17 protein-coding genes are annotated in these 22415 nt (G+C 32.4%); 4 read left to right on the forward strand and 13 right to left on the reverse strand.

The genetic code is table 11. The features are described from left to right. Positions 1-8 precede the first annotated feature (8 nt). Positions 9-2411, reverse strand: coding sequence for a DNA topoisomerase IV subunit A (gene parC, locus D9V42_RS12550; RefSeq protein ID WP_107555962.1), 2403 nt, complete (start codon positions 2409-2411; stop codon positions 9-11). After that, complete coding sequence (gene parE, locus D9V42_RS12555; RefSeq protein ID WP_167456110.1) at positions 2408-4402, reverse strand: DNA topoisomerase IV subunit B; 1995 nt, start codon at positions 4400-4402, stop codon at positions 2408-2410. The genes parC and parE overlap by 4 nt, the downstream gene beginning before the upstream one ends. Positions 4403-4602: 200 nt before the next feature. Here parE and plsY point away from each other — a divergent pair, with 200 nt between their 5' ends. Together plsY and D9V42_RS12565 are read left to right on the forward strand one after the other, a co-directional pair. Beyond that, on the forward strand, positions 4603-5211 hold the full coding sequence (gene plsY, locus D9V42_RS12560; protein WP_017724388.1) for a glycerol-3-phosphate 1-O-acyltransferase PlsY: 609 nt from the start codon (positions 4603-4605) through the stop codon (positions 5209-5211). Between the two features lie 294 nt (positions 5212-5505). Beyond that, on the forward strand, positions 5506-5802 hold the full coding sequence (locus D9V42_RS12565; RefSeq protein WP_107531526.1) for a HesB/YadR/YfhF family protein: 297 nt from the start codon (positions 5506-5508) through the stop codon (positions 5800-5802). A 227-nt stretch (positions 5803-6029) separates the two neighbouring features. On the opposite strand, the gene menI is transcribed toward D9V42_RS12565, so the two are convergent. The 3 genes from menI to D9V42_RS12580 all read right to left on the reverse strand — a co-directional run bounded on the left by menI (position 6030) and on the right by D9V42_RS12580 (position 11450). Continuing rightward, the gene (menI, locus tag D9V42_RS12570; RefSeq protein ID WP_122065225.1) at positions 6030-6488 is read right to left on the reverse strand and encodes a 1,4-dihydroxy-2-naphthoyl-CoA hydrolase MenI; all 459 of its coding nucleotides are present in this window, start codon (positions 6486-6488) and stop codon (positions 6030-6032) included. Between the two features lie 337 nt (positions 6489-6825). Then, the gene (gene acnA / locus D9V42_RS12575; protein WP_107556197.1) at positions 6826-9528 is read right to left on the reverse strand and encodes an aconitate hydratase AcnA; all 2703 of its coding nucleotides are present in this window, start codon (positions 9526-9528) and stop codon (positions 6826-6828) included. Between the two features lie 278 nt (positions 9529-9806). Then, on the reverse strand, positions 9807-11450 hold the full coding sequence (locus D9V42_RS12580; protein WP_122065227.1) for a BCCT family transporter: 1644 nt from the start codon (positions 11448-11450) through the stop codon (positions 9807-9809). Between the two features lie 204 nt (positions 11451-11654). On the opposite strand from D9V42_RS12580, the gene mscL reads away from it, so the two are divergent. Beyond that, positions 11655-12008 (forward strand): large conductance mechanosensitive channel protein MscL, encoded by a 354-nt coding sequence (gene mscL, locus D9V42_RS12585; RefSeq protein ID WP_017724383.1) that lies wholly within the window; start codon positions 11655-11657, stop codon positions 12006-12008. Positions 12009-12139: 131 nt separating this feature from the next. Here mscL and sbcC read toward each other — a convergent pair whose 3' ends face one another. The 8 genes from sbcC to sosA form a co-directional block, all read right to left on the reverse strand. Further along, positions 12140-15169, reverse strand: coding sequence for an exonuclease subunit SbcC (gene sbcC / locus D9V42_RS12590; protein ID WP_122065229.1), 3030 nt, complete (start codon positions 15167-15169; stop codon positions 12140-12142). Then, entirely contained in the window at positions 15170-16300 is a 1131-nt protein-coding gene (gene sbcD / locus D9V42_RS12595; RefSeq protein WP_122065231.1) for an exonuclease subunit SbcD, read from the reverse strand. Positions 16301-16529: 229 nt separating this feature from the next. Beyond that, positions 16530-16997 (reverse strand): CcdC family protein, encoded by a 468-nt coding sequence (locus tag D9V42_RS12600; RefSeq protein ID WP_107531353.1) that lies wholly within the window; start codon positions 16995-16997, stop codon positions 16530-16532. A 247-nt stretch (positions 16998-17244) separates the two neighbouring features. Further along, on the reverse strand, positions 17245-17430 hold the full coding sequence (locus tag D9V42_RS12605) for a hypothetical protein (RefSeq protein WP_029377392.1): 186 nt from the start codon (positions 17428-17430) through the stop codon (positions 17245-17247). A 1029-nt stretch (positions 17431-18459) separates the two neighbouring features. Continuing rightward, positions 18460-18699 carry a YneF family protein gene (locus D9V42_RS12610; RefSeq protein ID WP_017724378.1) on the reverse strand — a complete coding sequence of 80 codons (240 nt, stop codon included), beginning with the start codon at positions 18697-18699 and terminating at the stop codon, positions 18460-18462. A 207-nt stretch (positions 18700-18906) separates the two neighbouring features. Next, positions 18907-20895 carry a transketolase gene (gene tkt, locus D9V42_RS12615; protein WP_107555678.1) on the reverse strand — a complete coding sequence of 663 codons (1989 nt, stop codon included), beginning with the start codon at positions 20893-20895 and terminating at the stop codon, positions 18907-18909. 76 nt (positions 20896-20971) lie between these two features. After that, complete coding sequence (locus tag D9V42_RS12620) at positions 20972-21220, reverse strand: DUF896 domain-containing protein (RefSeq protein ID WP_107531355.1); 249 nt, start codon at positions 21218-21220, stop codon at positions 20972-20974. Between the two features lie 128 nt (positions 21221-21348). After that, positions 21349-21582 carry a DNA damage-induced cell division inhibitor SosA gene (gene sosA / locus D9V42_RS12625; RefSeq protein WP_122065233.1) on the reverse strand — a complete coding sequence of 78 codons (234 nt, stop codon included), beginning with the start codon at positions 21580-21582 and terminating at the stop codon, positions 21349-21351. Between the two features lie 142 nt (positions 21583-21724). On the opposite strand from sosA, the gene lexA reads away from it, so the two are divergent. Then, positions 21725-22348, forward strand: a complete 624-nt coding sequence (lexA, locus tag D9V42_RS12630; RefSeq protein ID WP_122065235.1) for a transcriptional repressor LexA — start codon at positions 21725-21727, stop codon at positions 22346-22348. Positions 22349-22415: the final 67 nt, after the last annotated feature.

The raw sequence follows: 22415 nt of genomic DNA on the forward strand, positions 1-22415 counted from the left end.
AAGATGTTTTATTTTACTTCTAAATCTTTTATTTCACCGAAATCACTAGTATCTACGATAAAGCTACCATTTGTATATTGTTCTGATAAGTGGATATCCTTGATTAAGCCAGACTCTTGCTGTTTATCAGAGTAAATTGTATAAGTTGTTTGGTCTGATTGAATGACTGCAGCGTCTATAATACGGTGCGGTGCTTTCTTTAATTCTTTTAATAACGTAATACCACGTTGTGCGCGTTTTGCTGTTTGTAATACTTTAAAGCTGATACGTTTTAAAGATCCGCGTTGTGTCGCCATTAATATTGAATTATTTGGAGTTACAATATCTGTTAATACCGCATAGTCTTCATCTTTTAAGTTGATAGATTTAACACCTGCCGCTCTCAAGCCAGTATCAGAAAGTTCATCACTATCGTAAGTAAGCGACATACCTTTGTTTGTTATCACAGTTATCAATTGTTTCTCTGATATACGCATAACACTTATAATTTCATCATTGTCTTTCAACTTCATGGAAACAAGTGGCTTATTATATCGTGTCGTTTTAAACATAGATACGTTACTCTTTTTAATCATACCATTACGTGTCGCTAAGATATAAAATGCTTCTGGCTTAAAGTCATTTTCACAATAAGCGTTAATAACATATTCACCTTCATCAAGTGGCACAATTTGAGAGACATGTTGTCCTAAATCTTTCCATTTTATATCAGCTAATTTATGAACAGGTATAAATAGGTAACGCCCTTTATTGGTAAACACTAATGCCGTATCTAAAGTGTTGACTTCTTCATATTTCATGATTGCGTCCCCATCTTTAGTACCTACTTCATCTACACCACTTGCATTAAAACTACGTAATGAAGTGCGCTTAATATAACCATGCTTAGTGATACTCATAATTACAGTTTCACTAGGGACCATCACTTCTTTGTCAATCTTAATCTCTGATATCTCAGCCTCTATAGAGGATAGTCGATTTTGTTTAAATCTGTTACGAATTTCGGTTAATTCCTCTTTAATTACATTTAATAATGCATCGTGATTATCTAAAATATTTCTCAAACGCTCGATTAACGCTTTCAATTCATCATGTTCTTCTTGTAGCTGAACAATATCTGTATTCGTCAAACGATACAATTGTAATGTCACTATCGCTTCCGCTTGAGCTTCAGTAAAGTCATATTCAGCTACCAAATTAGCTTTAGCATCTTTTTTATTTTTTGAAGCTCTAATAAGTTTAATCACTTCGTCTAATATAGATAAAGCTTTCATTAAACCTTCAACAATGTGCATTCTACTCTCAGCATGGTCTAGTTCATAACGTGTACGTTTCGTTACGACATCTATTTGATGATTTAAATAACTATCTATAAATTGACGAATGCCCATTAATACTGGTCGCCCTTCACTAATAGCAACCATGTTAAAGTTATATGAAACTTGTAAATCTGTATTTTTGTAAAGGAAATTAGCTACAGCTTCACTATTAATATCTTTTTTCAATTCGATTGCAATACGTAAGCCTGTGCGGTCAGTTTCGTCTCTAACTTCGACGATACCATCAACCTTTTTATCAGCACGTAATTCATCCATTTTTTTAACTAATGCACTCTTATTCACTTCATAAGGTACTTCTGTAACAATGAGTTGTTTTCTACCATTTCTTAATTCTTCAACCTCTACTTTTGAACGAACTACGATTTTCCCTTTACCTGATTCATAAGCTTTCTTAATACCATCCACACCCTGGATAATACCACCTGTTGGAAAATCAGGACCTTTGATATATTTCATCAATTGATTCACTGTTATCTCCGGGTTATCAATAAACTTAAGTGTTGCTTGAATCACTTCGCCAAGGTTATGTGGCGGAATATCTGTAGCATAACCAGCAGAAATCCCAGTACTACCATTTATCAATAGATTAGGAAGTCTTGCAGGCAAGACCATCGGTTCCATCGTCGTATCATCATAGTTTGGCATAAATGGTACAGTTTCTTTGTTAATATCTCTTAAAAGTTCTTCTGAAAGACGGCTTAATTTTGCTTCAGTATAACGCATTGCTGCAGCTGGGTCATTATCGATACTACCGTTATTACCTTGCATTTCTATAAGTACATGACGTAGTTTCCACCCTTGACTTAAACGTACCATCGCATCATATACAGACGTGTCACCGTGCGGATGATACTGACCTATAACATCACCGACAGTTTTAGCACTTTTACGGAAATTTTTGTCGTAAGTGTTACCGCTTGAATACATTGCATATAGAATACGTCTTTGAACAGGCTTGAGACCGTCACGAACGTCTGGCAATGCACGTTCTTGAATGATGTATTTACTATATCTACCAAAACGATCGCCAATAACATCTTCTAGCGATAAATCTTGAATTACTTCACTCAATTTACTTCCTCCTCATTAGGCGCTTCCTGTTCCAATATTTGAATTTCATTATTATCTAAAATACTTTGTTGTTCTTGTAAACCAAATTCAACATGATTTTCAATCCATTCACGTCTTGGTGCAACTTTGTCACCCATTAGTGTTGTAACACGTTTAGATGAACGTAACTCATCTTCAACTTGTACTCTGATCAAGGTTCTCGTATCAGGGTTCATTGTCGTTTCCCACAATTGGTCAGCATTCATTTCACCAAGACCTTTATAACGTTGTAATGAGAAACCTTTTCCTAATTTTCGTTGTAATTTCTCTAATTCTTCATCTGTCCAAGCGTATTCTACTTTTTTAGATGCACCTTTTCCTTTTTCAAGTTTGTAAAGTGGTGGTAATGCAATAAATACTCTACCCGCCTCAACTAATGGCTTCATATATTTAAAGAAGAATGTTAATAATAGCACTTGAATATGTGCACCATCTGTATCGGCATCTGTCATTATAATGATTCTATTGTAGTTACTATCTTCAATTTTGAACTCATTTCCGACACCAGCGCCAATAGTATGAATAATTGTATTAATTTCTTCATTTTTAAAAATATCGTCAAGACGTGCTTTCTCAGTATTAATTACTTTACCTCTAAGTGGTAAAATCGCTTGATATTTACGGTCACGACCTAACTTTGCAGAGCCACCCGCTGAGTCACCTTCGACAAGGTATAATTCTTTTTTCTCAGTATTTTTACTTTGTGCAGGTGTAAGTTTACCAGAAAGCAAAGTATCTTTACGTTTATTTTTCTTACCTGAACGTGCATCTTCTCTCGCTTTACGCGCTGCTTCTCTAGCCTGTTGTGCCTTTAAAGCTTTTTTAACTAACGATTTGGATAATTGCCCTTTTTCTTCCAAATAATATGGCAATTTTTCGGCTACTACTGAATCTACTGCGCTTCTGGCTTCAGGTGTACCTAATTTAGATTTAGTTTGTCCTTCAAATTGTAACAATTCTTCAGGAATTCGAATTGATATAATAGCAGTTAAACCTTCTCTTATATCATTACCGTCTAAATTTTTATCTTTTTCTTTCAATTCATTAATACGACGTGCATAATCATTAAACACACGAGTCATAGCTGTTTTAAACCCAACTTCATGTGTTCCGCCATCTTTTGTACGTACATTATTAACAAAACTTAATATGCCTTCTGAATATTGATCGTTATATTGGAATGCAACTTCCACTTCAATATTATTAGCTTCCCCAGAGAAATCTGCTACATCGTGTAATACTTCTTTCCCTTCATTGACATAAGCAACGAACTCTTTAATACCATCTTCATAATGGAAGATATCTTCACGTTCTTTGCCTGCTCTTAAGTCTTTTAGAATGATTCTCAAGCGTTTAAGTAAAAACGCTGATTCTTGTAGTCTTTCACTTAAAACATCGTAATTAAACGATGTAGATGCTTTGAATATTTCTGGATCTGGTTTAAATGTCACTTTAGTACCAGTCTTTTTAGTTTTACCATGTTTTTTCAAACCAGTTGTCGGTTTCCCGCCATCTGCAAAGCTCTGAGAATATATGTTACCATCTCTATAAATTTCAACTTCCAACCATTCACTCAAAGCATTGACAACTGAAGCGCCAACACCGTGTAAGCCACCTGACGTTTTATAACCGCCTTGTCCGAATTTTCCACCTGCATGAAGTACCGTAAAAATGACTTGAACAGTAGGTTTTCCAGAAGTATGAATACCTGTAGGCATTCCACGTCCATTATCTTCTATAGTAATGCTCTCATCTTTATTTATCGTAACAGTGATTTCACTACCGAAACCATTTAATACTTCATCGACGGAATTATCGACAACTTCATATACTAGATGATGTAAACCACGTTTATCGGTAGAACCAATATACATCCCAGGTCTTTTTCTAACGGCCTCTAGTCCCTCAAGTACCTGAATGGAATCATCCGAATAATTATTTTTTTTATTCATTGCCAATCGTTTCGCCCTCCTACAAACGTACGTTCGTTTTTAAAACTATACATTAGTTATTCTTATATAAATCTTGATAAATTGCAAGTGTCAAATCAATTTTCAGTAGATAAATGCTTTTCATTTGAAATTTTTATTCGTATTATGATGCTCTTATGTGGTAAAATAATTTTAATGTCATTAAAGGATGTGGATTATATATGATGATTGTAATCATGTTAATACTAAGTTACCTCATTGGTGCTTTTCCAAGTGGCTATGTAATAGGTAAATTATTTTTTAAAAAAGATATTCGACAATTTGGTAGTGGCAACACTGGCGCAACAAATAGCTTTAGAGTACTAGGAAAACCTACTGGATTTTTAGTTACTTTTCTAGATATATTTAAAGGATTTATTGTGGTCTTTTTCCCACTATGGTTGCCTGTTCATGCGGAAGGTACAATTAGTACATTTTTCACAAATGGACTTATCGTAGGTGCTTTCGCGATTCTAGGTCATGTATATCCGGTTTATCTTGGTTTTAAAGGCGGCAAAGCCGTTGCTACAAGTGCTGGAGTCATACTAGGAGTTAATCCTGTCTTATTATTAATATTAGCAGTAATTTTCTTTGGAATATTATATTTAACAAAGTATGTATCACTCTCAAGTATCATTGCATCAATTTGTTGTGTTATCGGTGCACTATTAATTCGAGACTATATCCTCTTTGTTGTTAGTATTGGTGTAGGCGTACTACTGATAATTAGACACCGTACTAATATTGTAAGAATATTCAAAGGTGAAGAGCCTAAAATAAAATGGATGTAACTATTACAAAAGTCGCAGTATAAAAACAAATAAATTATGTAAACAAACGCTAAGCTGGGACATTAAGATGTTTCCAGCTTTTTAACATTGTATCTATTATACTACGTAAACAACGTTTTATCATAGTATTTATATCGTTCATATTTTTGTAAATCATTTGTCGAAATTAATTGAAAAATTATGTTATACTACTTTTAACGTTACTCAAAGTGGGTAATGTATAAATTACTAAATTAAAAATTAGTAATCAACGTTCATAAGTGAAATCTTATGAATCGAAAGGAGACTTTTATTATGGAAATAGAACTTTCAGATAATGCTGTATCTTGGTTTAAGGAAGAACTAGATTTACCAGAAGATGACAAAGTCTTACAATTCTTTGTACGTTATGGTGGGGAATTCCAACTAAAACAAGGATTTAGTCCTGCTTTCAGTGTAGACAAGAAAAATGATGTAGAAATTGGTTACGAAAACCATTACGATGGATTAGATGTCGTAATTGCTGAAAAAGATTTATGGTATTTTGAAGACCATAATTTATATATTGATGTTAGCAACAATATTGATGAAATTTCATATGCCACAAAATAAGCCATAAATTGTTCCAAGGTCTTTCTAATTCCCTTGGCCTTTATTTTTTGGAAATAAGTGTATGAAGTCTTTATACATTTTAAATAAATCATGATAAATAGTAAAAAGCGTTCGGGTCTTACCCCAAACGCTTTTTTATTTCACTTAATTCTAGTTTGATTGCTATTTAACAACATGAGCTCTCTTGCTCGTTTCACTGTGCTAGTCATTGAAACATAAAACAGGCCTTATATGCCTTTAATCACTTCTAAATCCTCGCCTGCCTTATTTCTTTCAGCAACTTCGCTATACACAGTGTGCCATTCAGGAAAATATTTATCTAATCGTATTGGCTTGAAGTCTTCTTTTTTAATACAAGTCAATGTAGTTGATCCTGCAGTTGCTAATTCTCCAGCTTCGTTATATATTTCATAACAATATATTGATCGTAATCTAGAATATTTTTCAACCCATGTTTTGATTTTTACGGTTTCTGGATAAAAAATAGATTTGATATATTTTATGTCCAAATCAACAACTGGGGAGATGATACCCGAATCTTCCATAGCTTTATAACTAAAACCTAATTTAGAGATATAATCTGTACGAGCTACCTCAAACCACGTAGGATAATTACCATGATAAATCACGCCCATTTGGTCAGTCTCTGAATACCGTGATTCAATTTGTGTCATACTGTAAATCATTATAAACGTCCTCTTTTCAATTGTTCATCTTATATCTTTTTTACTATTAAATATTAACATAAAAAATTAAGTATAGCATTTTACTAGTTTATCCCTAAATAATACTCCAACAAAGTATCTATAACCGATTCTATATTCATTTTTCAAAAGCCACTTACAGATAAGGCTATTTCAAAATAATGTTAATCCAAACCTTTACCCCGACTGATATAATAAAGGCATACAATATGTACATCTTCATATGTCTTCAATAACAACTTTGAGGCTGAGACATACCTATGTATGCCCCAGCCTCATTTGAATCTTCATTATTAAATTAATGCTTCTAACAATAAATTTATTCAGCTAATTTATTTCTTAATACTAATTGAAGAATACCACCATGACGGTAATAATCCATTTCAACATTAGAATCGAAACGAGCCATTGCTTCAAACTCTATTACTTCGCCATTTTCTTTCTTAGCTTGTACTTTTACAAGATCATGTGGTTTTACATTTTCATCAATATCTACTGAAATAACTTCAGTACCATCGATGCCAAGGCTATCCGAAGATTCGCCTTCTTTGAATTGTAATGGTAAAACACCCATCATTACTAAGTTTGAACGGTGGATACGCTCATAACTTTGTGCGATAACTGTTTTAACACCTAATAAGTTTGTCCCTTTAGCTGCCCAGTCACGAGATGAACCCATTCCGTAATCATTACCAGCTAAAACAACTAAACCTGTGCCGTCTTCTTTATATTTCATAGCAGCATCAAATATTGACATTTGTTCACCTGTTGGCCAGTAAGTTGTGAAACCACCTTCAGTACCTGGTGCTAATTGGTTTTTAATACGGATGTTCGCAAATGTACCACGTACCATTACTTCGTGGTTACCACGACGTGAACCATAAGAGTTAAATTGACGAATAGGAACACCATGTTCAAGTAAATATTTACCTGCAGGCGTATCTTTACCAATTGCACCTGCTGGTGAAATGTGGTCAGTTGTTACTGAATCTCCAAATTTACCCATAACTCTTAAATCTTTTAATGAATCAATAGTACCTGGTTCTTTAGAAAGACCTTGGAAGAATGAAGGATTTTGAATATAAGTTGATTCAGGATCAAAGTCATATAGTGGTTGATCCGTAACATCAATTTCATTCCACATTTCGTTATTATTGTATACAGTTTCATATTCTTCTTTAAATAGTTTCGGAGTCACAACTGTATCAACAGTGTCTGAAACTTCTTTAATTGATGGCCAGATATCTTTTAGATAAACGTCTTCTCCATCTTTACCTTTACCAAGTGGTTCATTTTGTAAATCGATATCCACAGTTCCTGCTAATGCATAGGCAACAACTAATTGTGGTGAAGCTAAGTAGTTAGCTTTAACTAATGGATGGATACGACCTTCAAAGTTACGGTTACCTGATAACACAGAAGAAACGAGCAAATCTTCATCAGCAATTGCTTTTTCAATTTCTTCTCGTAATGGACCAGAGTTCCCGATACAAGTTGTACAACCATAACCAACAAGGTTAAAGCCTAAATCATCCAGATATTCAGTTAAGCCTGAATCTCTTAAATATCCAGTAACAACTTTAGAACCTGGCGCTAATGATGTTTTAACATATTCAGGGACTTTTAATCCTTTTTCTACAGCTTTTTTAGCAACTAATCCAGCACCTAACATAACATATGGATTAGATGTATTGGTACATGACGTAATCGCTGCAATCGCTAAATCACCAGTTTTCATTGTAGTTGATGTACCATCTTTAAATTCGATTGTTGCAGTTTTATCGAATTCACTTTCATCAAAACCGTGTCCTTGGTTACCTGCTGGCGCAGTAACTGATTTTTCAAATTCTTTCTTCATATCACTTAAGAAAATTAAATCTTGAGGACGTTTTGGTCCTGATAATGATGGTTCAACAGTAGATAAATCTAATTCAACTACATCAGTGTATTCAGGGTCTTCTTTTTCAACAGTGAAGAACATGCTGTTTTCTTCTAAATATTTTTTCACTAGATCGATTTGTTCATCAGTACGACCTGTTAAACGCATGTATTTTAATGCTTCTTCGTCTACAGGGAAGAAACCACAAGTAGCACCATATTCTGGAGCCATGTTAGCAATTGTTGCACGGTCTGCTAATGGTAAGTGTTGTACACCTGGACCAAAGAACTCAACAAATTTTCCAACTACACCTTTTTTACGTAATTCTTGAGTTACACGTAAAGCTAAGTCTGTAGCAGTCGCACCTTGAGGCAACGCATTAGATAATCTAACACCGATTACTTCAGGAATTGGGAAATATGACGGTTGACCAAGCATACCAGCTTCGGCTTCAATACCACCTACACCCCAACCTAATACACCAAGACCATTAATCATTGTTGTATGTGAGTCAGTACCTACTAATGTATCAGGGAAAGCTACTGTTTCACCATCTACATCACGTGCATGTACAACATTAGCTAGATATTCCAAGTTCACTTGGTGAACGATACCAGTTGCTGGTGGTACAGCGCTGTAATTATTAAACGCTTTTGTAGCCCAATTTAAAAATTGATAACGCTCATAGTTTCTTTCAAACTCTAATTTCATATTGCGCTCTAACGCGTCTGGATTTGCATAGCTATCAACTTGAACTGAGTGGTCAATAACTAAATCTACAGGTACTTCAGGATTAATTTTATTTAAATCTCCACCTACATCATTCATTGCTTTACGTAACGACGCCAAGTCAACAACTGCAGGTACACCTGTAAAGTCTTGTAAGATAACACGAGAAGGTTTGAATGGTACTTCGCCTTCAGTGCCTTTAGTAAATTCTGATAACGCTTTAATATGTTCATCAGTAATTACAAAACCATCCTCTTGTCTTAATACAGATTCTAGTAATACTCTAATTGAATATGGCAATTTTGAAACTTTCGTTAAACCTTGTTCTTCTAAAGTGTTCAAATCATAAAAAGTATATGATTTGCCGTTTAACTCAAACGATTTTTTCGATTGCTGTTTAATATTAGAAGCCATATAAATCCCCCTTGAAATTTTTGTAATATATATGCCGTTATTTAAATTGTATAATTATATGTAATTTAAAACAACTAGCTAAAGCCAGAAACATCTATAATTTAGATTTGAATTTTCAATCAGTATGTATAAGCAAAACTTATCTTGACTCTAGTGTGTAATAAGTTATTATTATCAATTGAGAATCATTATCATCCTAATGACATACATTTTCTCATTTTTCACATAAAAAAAATGAGCATCCAAATGGATACTCATTTTTAAATTATAAAGTTTGTTTATTGATCATCTTTTTCTGCATTTCTAAGTGGTTTACGTTGTTCAATAATATCATCTTCATAATCTTCTTGTTGATGCTGTAAGTAATCTTGTAATCTATGTTTATTAGGTGTCAATGTTAAGCCTAAGAATTTACGTTCTTGGTTAGCATCTTTATAGAATGAAATCATCATCATAATTACTACAAATGAGAATGGCAAGGCACTTATAATGGCGGCACTTTGAATTGCGTTAAGTGCCTCAGCACCATTTCCTCCACCTGCAAATAGTAATACAAAAGCGATTAATGATTGTGCTATACCCCATGTAACTTTGACTACGTTTGATGGCTCTAATGAACCATAAGTCGTTTGCATACCTAATACAAAGGTTGCAGAGTCAGCCGATGTAATAAAGAATGATGCAATTAATACTAAAGCAATGATAGATAATACCATACCCAATGGTATTTCATTAAACACTCCGAAAAGTTGAGTTTCAGCAGTCATATCGAATAATTCTGGTTTTTTCTTACCAGTTTCAATACCTAACACACCAAACACACTGAACCAAACGAAACTTACAAGCGCTGGTACTAATAGTACGCCTCCGATAAATTCACGTATAGAACGTCCTTTAGATACACGTGCAATGAAAATACCTACGAATGGGCTCCAGCTTAACCACCAACCCCAATAGTAAAGAGTCCAACTAGACATCCATTCACGTTTTTGAGGGTTTTGTGCTGCAGTGTCAAACGTATTTAATAAGAATGAGTTTAACAAACTACCTGCAGAGCTCGTCATCATATTTAAAATCAATACGGTTGGTCCAATAATAAGTACAGCAATCATCAAGATTGCACCTAAACTAATGTTTAAGTTACTTAAATATTGGATCCCTTTACTTAATCCAGACCAAGCACTCATAATAAATAGAATTGTTACTACTACTATGATGATTGCTTGTACCCAAACATTGTTTGGTATACCGAATAAATAATTAAGCCCACCATTAATTTGTAAGGCACCCATACCTAGTGATACGGCCACACCTACTACTGTAGCGAATACAGCAAGTACATCAATGATTGTCCCAATTGGGCCTTCAACTTTGTTACCTAAGATAGGACGTAATGTTCTTGAAATCAAACCTGGTTCGCCTTTTCTAAATTGGGCATAAGCTAGTGCTAATGCAACAACACCATATATTGCCCACGCATGGAATCCCCAATGGAAGAATGTTGAACGTAATGCTTCTGTATAAGCTGCTGTCGTTTTTGGATCTGCATTTGGTGGAGCTGCAAAATCAGCCATTGGTTCTGCTGCACCATAGAATACAAGTCCAATCCCCATACCAGCACTGAATAACATTGCAAACCATGAAATTGTATTGAATTCAGGTTTGTCATTTGGTTTACCTAATTTTAATTTCCCAATAGGGCTAAAAATTAGAAATACACAGAAGAAAACTATAAACGTTGTAAGAATTAGGTAATACCATCCAAGTTTATCTGTAATCCATAGTTTAATCGTATTCGTAACATAATCAAATTGTCCCGGTAATACTGCACCGATAATAACCACGATTGCTACGATGATAGCACTATAGATAAAAACTGGAGATATCTTCTTACCATTAGGTTGGTTACTAGAAGAATTCATAATTAATTACTCCCTTTCTTATCATATTAAATTTTCAAGCCAAATAGAACTTTCATTTTTCAAAAAGATTCTATTTATGTATTAACCACGTATTAGAATAACAAAACAAAGCGGTAATATCAAATTTCGTTAAAAAAACTATTCTCTTACTTTTAAATATATTGTATAATAATCTTTAAAATTAAATAAAAGGGAGTTAATCATATGTTTCAAGAGTTTAAAGAATTCGCATTAAAAGGCAATGTACTAGACTTAGCTGTAGCTGTAGTTATGGGCGCAGCATTCAACAAAATTGTTACAGCTTTAGTTTCATTTATTATCATGCCATTAATTGGGTTGATTTTTGGTACAGTTGATTTTGCTAAGAGCTGGTCATTCATGGGCATCAAATACGGTATGTTCGTTCAGTCAATCATAGACTTTATCATTATTGCTTTTGCATTATTTATCTTTGTGAAAATTGCTAATACGCTAATGAGAAAAGAAGAAGAAGAAGAAATCGAAGAGAATACTGTTTTACTTACTGAAATTCGTGATTTATTACGTGAAAAAAATTAATTAAAATACTAAAAAACGAGAGTCCTAGCAGAATGACAACTACTAGAACTCTTTTTATTTAGCTTGTTTTATTGGATTTTCACACATTATATATTATTTTGAGCTAATTTAGTATATATTATTTAAGTAAATTATTGTTTCTTAAAAGTTGTTGTACTTTGATATTGTTCCGTAACTACTTCTAAAATGAGAGGAATTCTTTGTTTCAATTCACTTACATGTGAAATGATTCCTACCATTCTCCCTGTAGATTTTAAACTTAACAGTGTATCTAAAGCTGTTTCTAAAGTTTCTTGGTCTAATGTTCCAAATCCCTCATCGACAAACATAGAATCTAATGCAATACCACCTGATTCTTGTTGAACTATTTCACTTAAACCTAAAGCTAAAGCTAACGAAGCTTGGAAAGTTTCCCCTCCAGACAATGAACTGATGTGCCTAGATTGATTAGAGTGCGCATCAAACACATCAATCTCAAGTCCACTGTATCCTTGCGAAACTTGTGATCTACGTGTCAATTGATATCGCTGACCTGTCATTAAAGATAAACGTTGATTAGCTTGAGCTAAAATTCTTTCTAAATAATAAATTAGCACATAATTTTCTAATGTTAATTTTTGTTCATTTTTTCCTGCTAGAATTTCTGCTAGTTGAAAAATTTCTTGTTGTGCTTTTAATTCACTTTCTAAGTTACCAATGATATCTCTAATTTCACTAATTTTTTTATTATTAAACGCAATTTTATATTCATGTTGACTCAATTCAGTAGCGATTAATTCAAACGCTTGTTGTTGTTGTTCAAAAACTTCCATTAGATGTTGAGTATCTTCTAACTTTTTACCGGAAAGCTCTGCTTTCAATTGTGAGATTACCACTTCAAAAGATTGTTTTGATTTATTAAATTCAGTTATTTCATTTTCTAGTGATTCTTTTTCACTAACTTTAGAAACTGTATTATATACTTGTTCTAAATCCGTGAAACCAATACGCTTCATTTCATCATCAATTTTCACACTTACATTTTTAATTTCTTGTTCAATTTCAGATGAATTTTTACTAAAATGATTTTTATTATTTTGTTCTATAGCAAGTTTACTCTTATATTGTTGTATATTACTCTCCAACGCACCCAAGTTTTTTTCATATTTTTCAATTTCACTTTGATTATTTTCAAAAACTTCTATAAAAATATTGACGTCAGTATAACCTGTAGTGTTTTCAAAATCATTTATAGTAATTTCATTTTGTTTTAGATTATGTTGTTTAGTTTTTTTATTTAATTCTAATTGATGATACTGTTGTTCATATTGTTGTTGTAATTCTTTTAATTCAACAATCGCTTCATTTTCCTTTTCAATGATCTGTTTTTGTTCTGTTTTTTTCTTAATTTCGATCTCAAGTTCTTGATAATTTATATTTTCTAATTTCTCTTTATCAAATTTTGACAACTGTTCTTCTATATAATTCAGTTCGCTTTCAACTTTAATTTTATCTTCAGTTTTATCGTTTTTCTCTCGTTCTAACTGTGCGAGACTCTGATGTCGTGCAGTTAAATCATCAAAATCGATATGTTGCGTTATAGTATGTACTTGATTACCACAAATTGGACAAGTATCTCCAACATTTATTGCTGATTGCAAAGTACTAATCAAATCTTGCTTGTTATTTAAATCTATACTTGTTTTATCTATTTTTTTATAAGCATTCGTTATTTGTTGAAGTTCATCAGATAACTTTTTACTGTCATTGGCTTTTTGCTGTTTTCTTTCTTGTAATTGTTGGTATTCTTTTTTATCAAGTTCATTTTGTTTTAGCACTGTAACTTCATTATTCAACTTGTAAATTGTTTCATTTACTTGTTCTACTTTTTTATAGTTCGGTACTCTACCGTTTATTTTCCCCTTAATTTCTTCTAATTGCTTTATTTGTAGGTCTATTTCTGTTTGAAGTGATACAAAGCTTTCTTGAAGTGATCGTTGATCTTCATATGCCGCTTTGTACTTCTGAGATCTTTCAAAGAAAAGTTTTGTCTTTTCAATAAAGTTTTTACTATCTGTTATTTTATCTGAGTCATTTTTATGAGCTTCTAACTGTTCATCTGCTTTTTCTATTTGAGTTTCAAGTTCTGAAATAATTTTTATTTTCTTATTGATATCTTCTTTTATTTTTTGCTGTTTTGCATATAATTCGTCTTTAGATTGTAATAAATGAGCAATTGGTCTTACCTCATTAATTGCATTCAAACGATTGATTTTTTCATTTATATTATTTTCTTGCATTAATAATCGTTCATAATTTCGCTGATTTTCTTCCAACTTATTTAATGTTTCTTCTAATTTTTGGTTGTTTTTCAAACAAGTTTCAGCATCATTCAACTTAGTTTTATACTCAACCTTTTGTTGTTTTAATTTATTATGAATATCTTCCGCTTTTTCATCAAATACATTTAATACTTCAAGCACTTGATTTGTTTGTCTTGGATTAATAGCTTTATTCTCAATTAATGCTTCATCATTGAACGTTTCTAAATCTAGCCAATTTGTTTCTAACAAATGATATTTTTGTTCAATTTGCCCTCTAACTTCTTTAACATCTTCAGATAAGTTTTTTTGTATTTCTTCAAATCGTTGACTATTAAAGAGTGTTCTTAGTATTTCTTGTTTCTCAGAACTTTTTGATAATAAAAATCTTTTAAATTCTCCTTGAGGTAAGATAAATAACTGCCTAAATTGCTCAGCGTTTACTCCCAATAATTCTTTAATAAATTGATTACCATTCGTTATTTTACTTTCTCTAAGCTCATACTTTTCAGTTTCCATTTCATACACAGCAAGTTGACCAAGTGTTTTATTTTTATTACCTTCTTTAACAAAAGCCCCTTGTCTTTTTATTTTGAAATATTGGTTTCTTAATTTGAATTCAAATTCTACTACCATAGGCATCTTACTTTCAGCAAAATGACTTCTCAAATCACTTTCTTTTCTATCTTTTGTAGAAGCTTCTCCAAATAAAGCGTAAACAATGGCATCAAAAATCATAGTTTTTCCTGAACCAGTTTTACCACTAATTAGAAACAATTGGTTATGATTCACATAATTAAAATCAATTGTTTCATCTAAAAAAGGACCAAAATTATTTAATTTAAGTGTTATTGGTCTCATTTATTTAGAACCTCCTTCTAACATTGTACGCATCACATACTCAATTTTTTCTTTTTGGTTTGTTGTTAATTGTTCATCAGTTATGCTTTGATAAAAATTATCTATTATAGTCCCATCATCAAGCTTTTGTATTTCTATATTTTCGTGATGCATCGATGTATTAAATTCAAAGGTTTGGTTAGTTAATGCTAGTGTATTTGGATAAATTTGTTTTAAATGCATCATTGGATCATTCACATGTGACATATGCTTTAATTTAAAATGCATATAGTTTTCTTTATTTTTAACTTCTAATTTTTCTTGTATTGCATCCTCATAATCACCTTCTATTACTTCCAGTTGTCTTAAAGGCTTCAAAGGTGTAAATTTATCTTTTATATCATTTTCATTTATTGCAATCACTCTATAACCTTTAGGTTGATTCACTTCTGAAAATGAATACTGTAATATAGATCCACTATAATTTATAAAATTTGATTCAATACTAAATGGGTGATGTAAATGACCTAATAGTACTCTATCAAATTGCTGAAACATATTCTCTTCTACTGATTCCACCGTACCAATAGTTAATGGTCTCTCGGAATCTGAACGTATGCCACCTTGCACTGTTAAGTGACCAATGAACATATTGATTCTATGCTCATTAATTACTTCATTCATTTGACTCAAAGCATGTCCAAGTGCCTGCTGAGGTGTTTCAATTTCTTCATTATCGAAGTAGTATTGCATCTCATTTATCGTTGCATATGGTAATGTATAAAAGTCGACACCACCTATTGAAATAGGATTTTGCATCTCATTCAAACTCGTGCGAATATACATATTCGATTTTTCAAACCATTTAGCACCATAATTCAATCTTTCTTTACTATCGTGATTACCACTAATTAAAATTAATGGAATCTTCATTTCAAGATTCAAGGTATCAATCGTATGCTCCAACAATTGAATCGCATTTTTATTAGGATAACTCGTGTCATATAAATCTCCAGCAACGACAATTACATCAGGTCTTTCTTCTCGCATCGCTTCAATAAATTGTTCCAATATGTATGATTGATCTTCTAACAATGATTTACCATTTAGAATTCTACCTAAATGCCAATCTGCTGTATGTACAATTTTCATTTCAACACTCCTCTTAAGAACATTTGTTCGTCACTTATTATATTATCACCTATTATACTTCAAGCATATAAAAAATGAAGCAATAATTATAGCAATCTTATTTCATAAGGTGTCATAGCCTACCCCGATATAGATTGCTAGGATGATATGATTAAAAGCACTACCTGAACTAACGATTATTTAATGATTAAGGCTGAGACAATTAATTTGTCCCAGCCTCGTGTATAACTTATTGAATTAAAGTTCTTTTCACCTTTTTATATTTGTATAACATCGCTAAACGCCAGGGTACAATCATACAAAATGCAAGTAGGAAAAACATTCCTGCAATTTCGCCAGGATCTATCTGATTACTTATAAAAATTTTAATTATTGTACGTATTAAGAGTAATGTTATAAGAATTATAGGAAAGGCTTTTGAACGTTTCATATAAATTTCACTACCTTGCGTTTCAAACCTAGAGGTCCAAATCAAAATTGTAGAAAATAAAACACCTAGAATAATACATTCTACTATTTCAAAACCTGTTAACCTAAAATACGGAACGACGTACATTAATGCCCCCGTTGCCATAAAAAAAGGAGGTAATATAATTTTCTTTTCATTTACTGGAAAGTGTTGTGCTTTCATTCGCACAATTATAACACCTATTCCCATTAGAAAGGCAAATACAATGGAAAATATTAAATACAACATGCTTACACCTACTTTAAGTTTCTACAAGATGATATTCACTTTGGTTAGTATATCATTTAAATAAATAATAATCAGTATTTGTACGTTCATTTTTGTTTACTATTAACCAATAGCACATATATTATATCTTAGTATTTTTAAAATTACTAAGAAAATAATTGTAGATTAATCGAATATCGATAGATAAACACAAATAAAAATACGATAAGATAAGCCTTTTTAAAAGCTCATCTTATCGTACCTTTATTTAAAAAGCATGTGTCTGGTTACATGCCGATAATGCATCATTTAAAGTGTATCTAAGATAATTCATATCATGAATTTGCATCGCATTATGATATTTCTTAAATGCCTCATCGGTCGGAAAGTTAATATGCATATTTGCTAGTCGATCAAGTACTTCTTTATCTTCCATGTCATAAGCATCCTTCACTTATCGATACCTCCCTTATATATACATTATAACAAACCACATTTTAGAATCAATTATTTTCTGAATATTTCAATAAATTAATACAGCTATAATATTATATAAACTTAATACCAATACTTTCATTCACAAAATCATCAAAACTTCATTTTATTATTTACTTTTCTATATATAAGAATATTTAACTGATAATATTTATATTACTTACTTAAAATCAATTTAAAAATTCATGTATATAAGCTCACTCAATTTTAAGTACAAAGCTATTTAAAAACTCAAACACCAAGTAAATATATAACTTACAAACAGAGCCATGATATTTTATCCATTTGCTGTCGAAAATTTGTGTAATCAAATAATAAAAATCGAGCAATTTATTTTAGAAACAGGAAATAAGATATTCCATATATACATAAAAATAGCATTAAACTGATTATTGAAACTAAAACCATTTTAATACTAATTTGGACATTCATTTTATTAGCTACAAAAGAACCTAAAAATACTGCAATAAAGCAACTTAATCCTAATAAAAAATTATCTAACTGCAACATAATAACTCCCTTTATCTTACCGATAATATCAACTGCTAATATACCTATTTACGTACTATCGAGGTTAAACATAGTACTACAATTAATTCACTTAAGTGAGTCTACTATAGTACCAATTTTCTACAACTATTAACACAACCCTTTTCGACAACTTTTGTTAAAAGTTTGCCTCTTGCGTTAAAGATTGCACTAAGAAGAGGTTACCTAATATTTTATAATTAATATTAATTATAAATATTATATCACGAAATATTAAAGGCATCATTTGAGATTCAAAGAAATATTATCTATTCTTATCTGCAACGTATGACTTCCTAGTCGTCTTCACTACTACTAAATTACCATTTAATTAGTCAAACTCGTAGTCTTTTTAATCCTATGCGTTATAGTTTTGCCTTTTATTATAAATTCATAATCCCATAAAAATAAGGGCTAACAACTACTCAATGTAAGTAGCTGTCAGCCCTTTATTCATGCGCTATTTCTTCTTCTTCATAGCGTCTTCTTGATTTTTATTCATCATCGTCATCATTTGATTAATTTTCTTTTGAGATGGTTTTTGACCCATTTGCATCATCATCATACGTAGCATTTCTTCATTAATTGGTGGGTTCTTTTTAAGATAATCCATCATATATTTTCTTGCAAGGAAAAATCCACCGACTAATCCTAGAATTAGTGCTAACACGATTAATAATATTGCTAACCAAGTTGCCATTGTTTCACCCACTTTCCTATCCTAATGAATTTTACTAAAATTAGTGCCCCTTTTCAAGAGCAACTCAATTAATATAGCGTTTCGACTTATGTATTATACCAATTAAAAATTAACTTTGTAAATATAAGTATATTTTTATTTCTAAAAATAAAAATTGGTATGAGAACCTAGGCTCTCATACCAACAAATTAAGCTTAGTTACATAAATTAAAATGTTTGAATTTGATTCAATACATTTTCTTTTGTGAAGCCATATTTTTCAACAACTAAGTCTCCAGGCGCACTTGCACCGAAACCGTCGATACCGATCACTTTACCTTCAGTACCCACATATTTATGCCAACCAAGTGGTGAAGCCATTTCAATTGCTACACGTTTAGTGATTGATGATGGCATTACTGATTCTTTATATTCAGCAGTTTGTTGATCGAACGCATTCCAGTTTGGCATAGAAACAACACGTACGCCTTTACCTTGTGCTTCTAAATCTTTAGCCGCTTCAATTGCTAAGTTAACTTCAGAACCAGTAGCTAATAATAAGAATTCTGGCTCTTTGTCTGATTCGAATACGACATACGCACCTTTACGTACGCCCTCTTCTACAGTTTCTTTCGGTAAATCCATCGTAGTAAGGTTTTGACGCGTTAATACAAGTGATGTCGGTGTATTTTCAGATTCTAATGCTACTTCCCAAGCTACACGAGTTTCGTTACCATCCGCTGGACGAATAACATTCATGTTTGGAATAGCACGTAAACCAGCTAATTGTTCAATTGGTTCATGTGTAGGACCATCTTCCCCAACTGCAATTGAATCATGTGTAAAGATAAACGTTGAGTTTAATCCCATGATAGATGAAAGGCGTAATGCTGGTTTTAGGTAGTCACTGAATACGAAGAAAGTTGCGCCGTATGGGTGTAAACCACCATGTGCAGCCATACCATTTACTGCAGCGCCCATTGCAAATTCACGAACACCAAACCAAATATTTTTACCTTCTGGTGTATCTTTATCAAAATCTGTCGCATCTTTGACATTTGATTTATTTGAACCAGCTAAGTCGGCTGAACCACCAAAGAATGAAGGTACCGTTTTACTTAAAGTTTGAATTACTTCACCAGAGTCAGCACGTGAAGCACCACTATGCCCAGCTTCAAAGTGTGGTAACTCATCTCTATAGTTTTCTGGTAATTTACCACTGATAGCCAATTTAAATTCTTCAGCTAATTCAGGATATTTATTACTATATTCTTCAACAAGTTTATTCCATGCTTCTTCTTTTTCGTTAGCACGTTTCAACATACTTTGTTGGAAAATTTCATAAACTTCTTCTGGAACATTGAAACGTTTTTCAGGGTCTAAACCGTAGTTTTCAAGCGCTAATTTTCTTTCATCTTCACCAAGAGGCGCACCGTGAACACCATGTGAAGCTTGTTTATTAGGCGCACCATAACCAATAATTGTTTTAATTTCAATAATTGTTGGTACATCTTGAGATTTAGCTTCTTCAATCGCTTTATCAATTGCGTCTAAATCATTACCTTCTTCAACTAAAATGTGTTTCCAACCATAGGCTTCAAAACGACCCTTAACATCTTCAGAAAAGGCTTTATTTAAATCTCCATCTAATGAGATATCATTTGAATCATATAAAACAATCAATTTATCTAATTGGTTATGCCCTGCTAATGAAGCTGCTTCGTGAGAAATACCTTCCATTAAGTCACCATCTGAAGCAAGTACATATGTGTAATGGTCAACAACTTTAGCATCTTCTTTATTAAATTTACCTGCTAAATGTTTTTCGGCCATAGCCATACCAACAGACATAGCAAAACCTTGTCCAAGTGGACCAGTTGTAACTTCTACACCATCAGTGTGTTTGAACTCAGGATGTCCTGGTGTTTTAGAACCCCATTGTCTAAATTCTTTTAATTCTTCTAATTCTAAACTACCTGAAACATGTAATAAGCTATATAATAACGCAGAACCATGTCCAGCTGATAATACAAAACGATCTCTGTCAAAGAAATCTTTTGATTGGGGATTAAAATTCAAGTGACGTGTCCATAATGTGTATGCCATAGGAGCAGCGCCCATTGGTAATCCAGGGTGTCCTGAATTTGCTTGTTCAACTGCATCGATACTTAACGCTCTAATCGTATCTACCGCTAATTGATCTTTTTCTTTATTCATCTAAATGACTTCCTTTCTTCTAGCAAGTTTCTATCTTATTATACCTTATTTGGTATCTATTTAACAAAAAATTGATTTAGTTTTTATCTTCTTTATTTTTAGAATCTAATATATTTTTCACTTTATCAGGCGTTACATCGTTTCCTTCAGGATCTATGACTCTTGTACTTTCAATTTGCTGCTTAAATTTTTCTCTAAATGAATCTAAGTAAGCTTTTCTCAATTTAGATTGTTCTTTAGCTTCTTTTTCAGTCAAGCCTTTTTCTTTTTTCTTTTTTGCCAATTCATTTATGCGTTGTAAATCTACACCGTCTTTATCAGCCATAATAAACCTCCGATATTATTTATATAAAAAAATATAACAAAAAAATGAACGAAACTAAATTGTTTCGCTCACAAAAACACCATTATATTAACATTTCTCTTCACTAAAATTTACACCACTAAAAACTATTAGTGAACAGCTGCCATCACTTGCTGTGAAGTTTGTTCGCTTTGTAGTTTAGTTTCATCATTACTCTGTTCGCCATTTACTGATTGGCTTGTCATTTGATGGTCAGTCATTTCGTACGTCTGTTCTGAATTCGCATTATTGTGAGCACTTAATATAAATAAGGCGCAAAGCACCATTGTCACTATCAACACTATAATATAAGACTTTATTTGCGATTTATAGTTCTTCATCATTCATAACCACTCCTAGAACGTTTGTTTGTATAGTTACTTTATCAGAACATCTGTTCTATGTCAACAGCCAAACGAACAAACGTTTGTAAAAACGCTATAAGCATGCTATAATTAAGTTAAATTAAATTAGGGAGTGCCTATTATGAGAGAGTTAACTAAACGACAAAATGAAATTTTTGAATATATCAAGCAAACCGTCCAATCCAAAGGGTATCCACCAAGTGTTAGAGAAATTGGAGAAGCTGTTGGATTAGCCTCTAGTTCGACAGTTCATGGCCATTTATCTAGATTAGAGGAAAAGGGTTACATTAGAAGAGACCCAACTAAACCTCGTGCCATTGAAATTGTATCAGAACAATTAGGTGAATCAATTAATATGGAAGAAACAATCCACGTTCCTGTTATAGGGAAAGTAACTGCAGGTGTACCTATTTCTGCGGTTGAAAATGTTGAAGAATACTTTCCATTACCAGAACATTTCACTTCAACCCATAATAGCGATATATTCATCTTAAACGTTGTTGGTGACAGTATGATTGAAGCTGGTATTCTTGATGGAGATAAAGTTATCGTAAGAAGTCAAACTATTGCAGAGAACGGCGATATTATCGTTGCGATGACAGAAGAGAATGAAGCGACTGTTAAACGTTTCTATAAAGAAAAAACGCGTTATCGTTTGCAACCGGAAAATAGCACAATGGGACCAATTTATCTTGATAATGTAACCGTATTAGGAAAAGTGGTTGGATTATTTAGAGAAATGTAATTGATATTTCGACTCTAATGCTAACACTCTCAAAAAAAGAGGATGCGCTCATCGCGCACCCTCTCTT

The organism is Staphylococcus pseudoxylosus, from assembly GCF_003697915.1.
GTDB lineage: Bacteria > Bacillota > Bacilli > Staphylococcales > Staphylococcaceae > Staphylococcus > Staphylococcus pseudoxylosus.

Coding starts and splice junctions, on each gene's coding strand:
- menI (WP_122065225.1), bottom strand. CDS start 6,488: ATGATTTACAGTATGACACAAATTGAATCACGGTATTCAGAGACTGAC.
- D9V42_RS12565 (WP_107531526.1), top strand. CDS start 5,506: ATGGAAATAGAACTTTCAGATAATGCTGTATCTTGGTTTAAGGAAGAA.
- sbcD (WP_122065231.1), bottom strand. CDS start 16,300: ATGAAAATTGTACATACAGCAGATTGGCATTTAGGTAGAATTCTAAAT.
- D9V42_RS12610 (WP_017724378.1), bottom strand. CDS start 18,699: ATGGCAACTTGGTTAGCAATATTATTAATCGTGTTAGCACTAATTCTA.
- lexA (WP_122065235.1), top strand. CDS start 21,725: ATGAGAGAGTTAACTAAACGACAAAATGAAATTTTTGAATATATCAAG.
- tkt (WP_107555678.1), bottom strand. CDS start 20,895: ATGAATAAAGAAAAAGATCAATTAGCGGTAGATACGATTAGAGCGTTA.
- sbcC (WP_122065229.1), bottom strand. CDS start 15,169: ATGAGACCAATAACACTTAAATTAAATAATTTTGGTCCTTTTTTAGAT.
- acnA (WP_107556197.1), bottom strand. CDS start 9,528: ATGGCTTCTAATATTAAACAGCAATCGAAAAAATCGTTTGAGTTAAAC.
- parE (WP_167456110.1), bottom strand. CDS start 4,402: ATGAATAAAAAAAATAATTATTCGGATGATTCCATTCAGGTACTTGAG.
- D9V42_RS12620 (WP_107531355.1), bottom strand. CDS start 21,220: ATGGCTGATAAAGACGGTGTAGATTTACAACGCATAAATGAATTGGCA.
- D9V42_RS12580 (WP_122065227.1), bottom strand. CDS start 11,450: ATGAATTCTTCTAGTAACCAACCTAATGGTAAGAAGATATCTCCAGTT.
- plsY (WP_017724388.1), top strand. CDS start 4,603: ATGATGATTGTAATCATGTTAATACTAAGTTACCTCATTGGTGCTTTT.
- sosA (WP_122065233.1), bottom strand. CDS start 21,582: ATGATGAAGAACTATAAATCGCAAATAAAGTCTTATATTATAGTGTTG.
- mscL (WP_017724383.1), top strand. CDS start 11,655: ATGTTTCAAGAGTTTAAAGAATTCGCATTAAAAGGCAATGTACTAGAC.
- D9V42_RS12600 (WP_107531353.1), bottom strand. CDS start 16,997: ATGTTGTATTTAATATTTTCCATTGTATTTGCCTTTCTAATGGGAATA.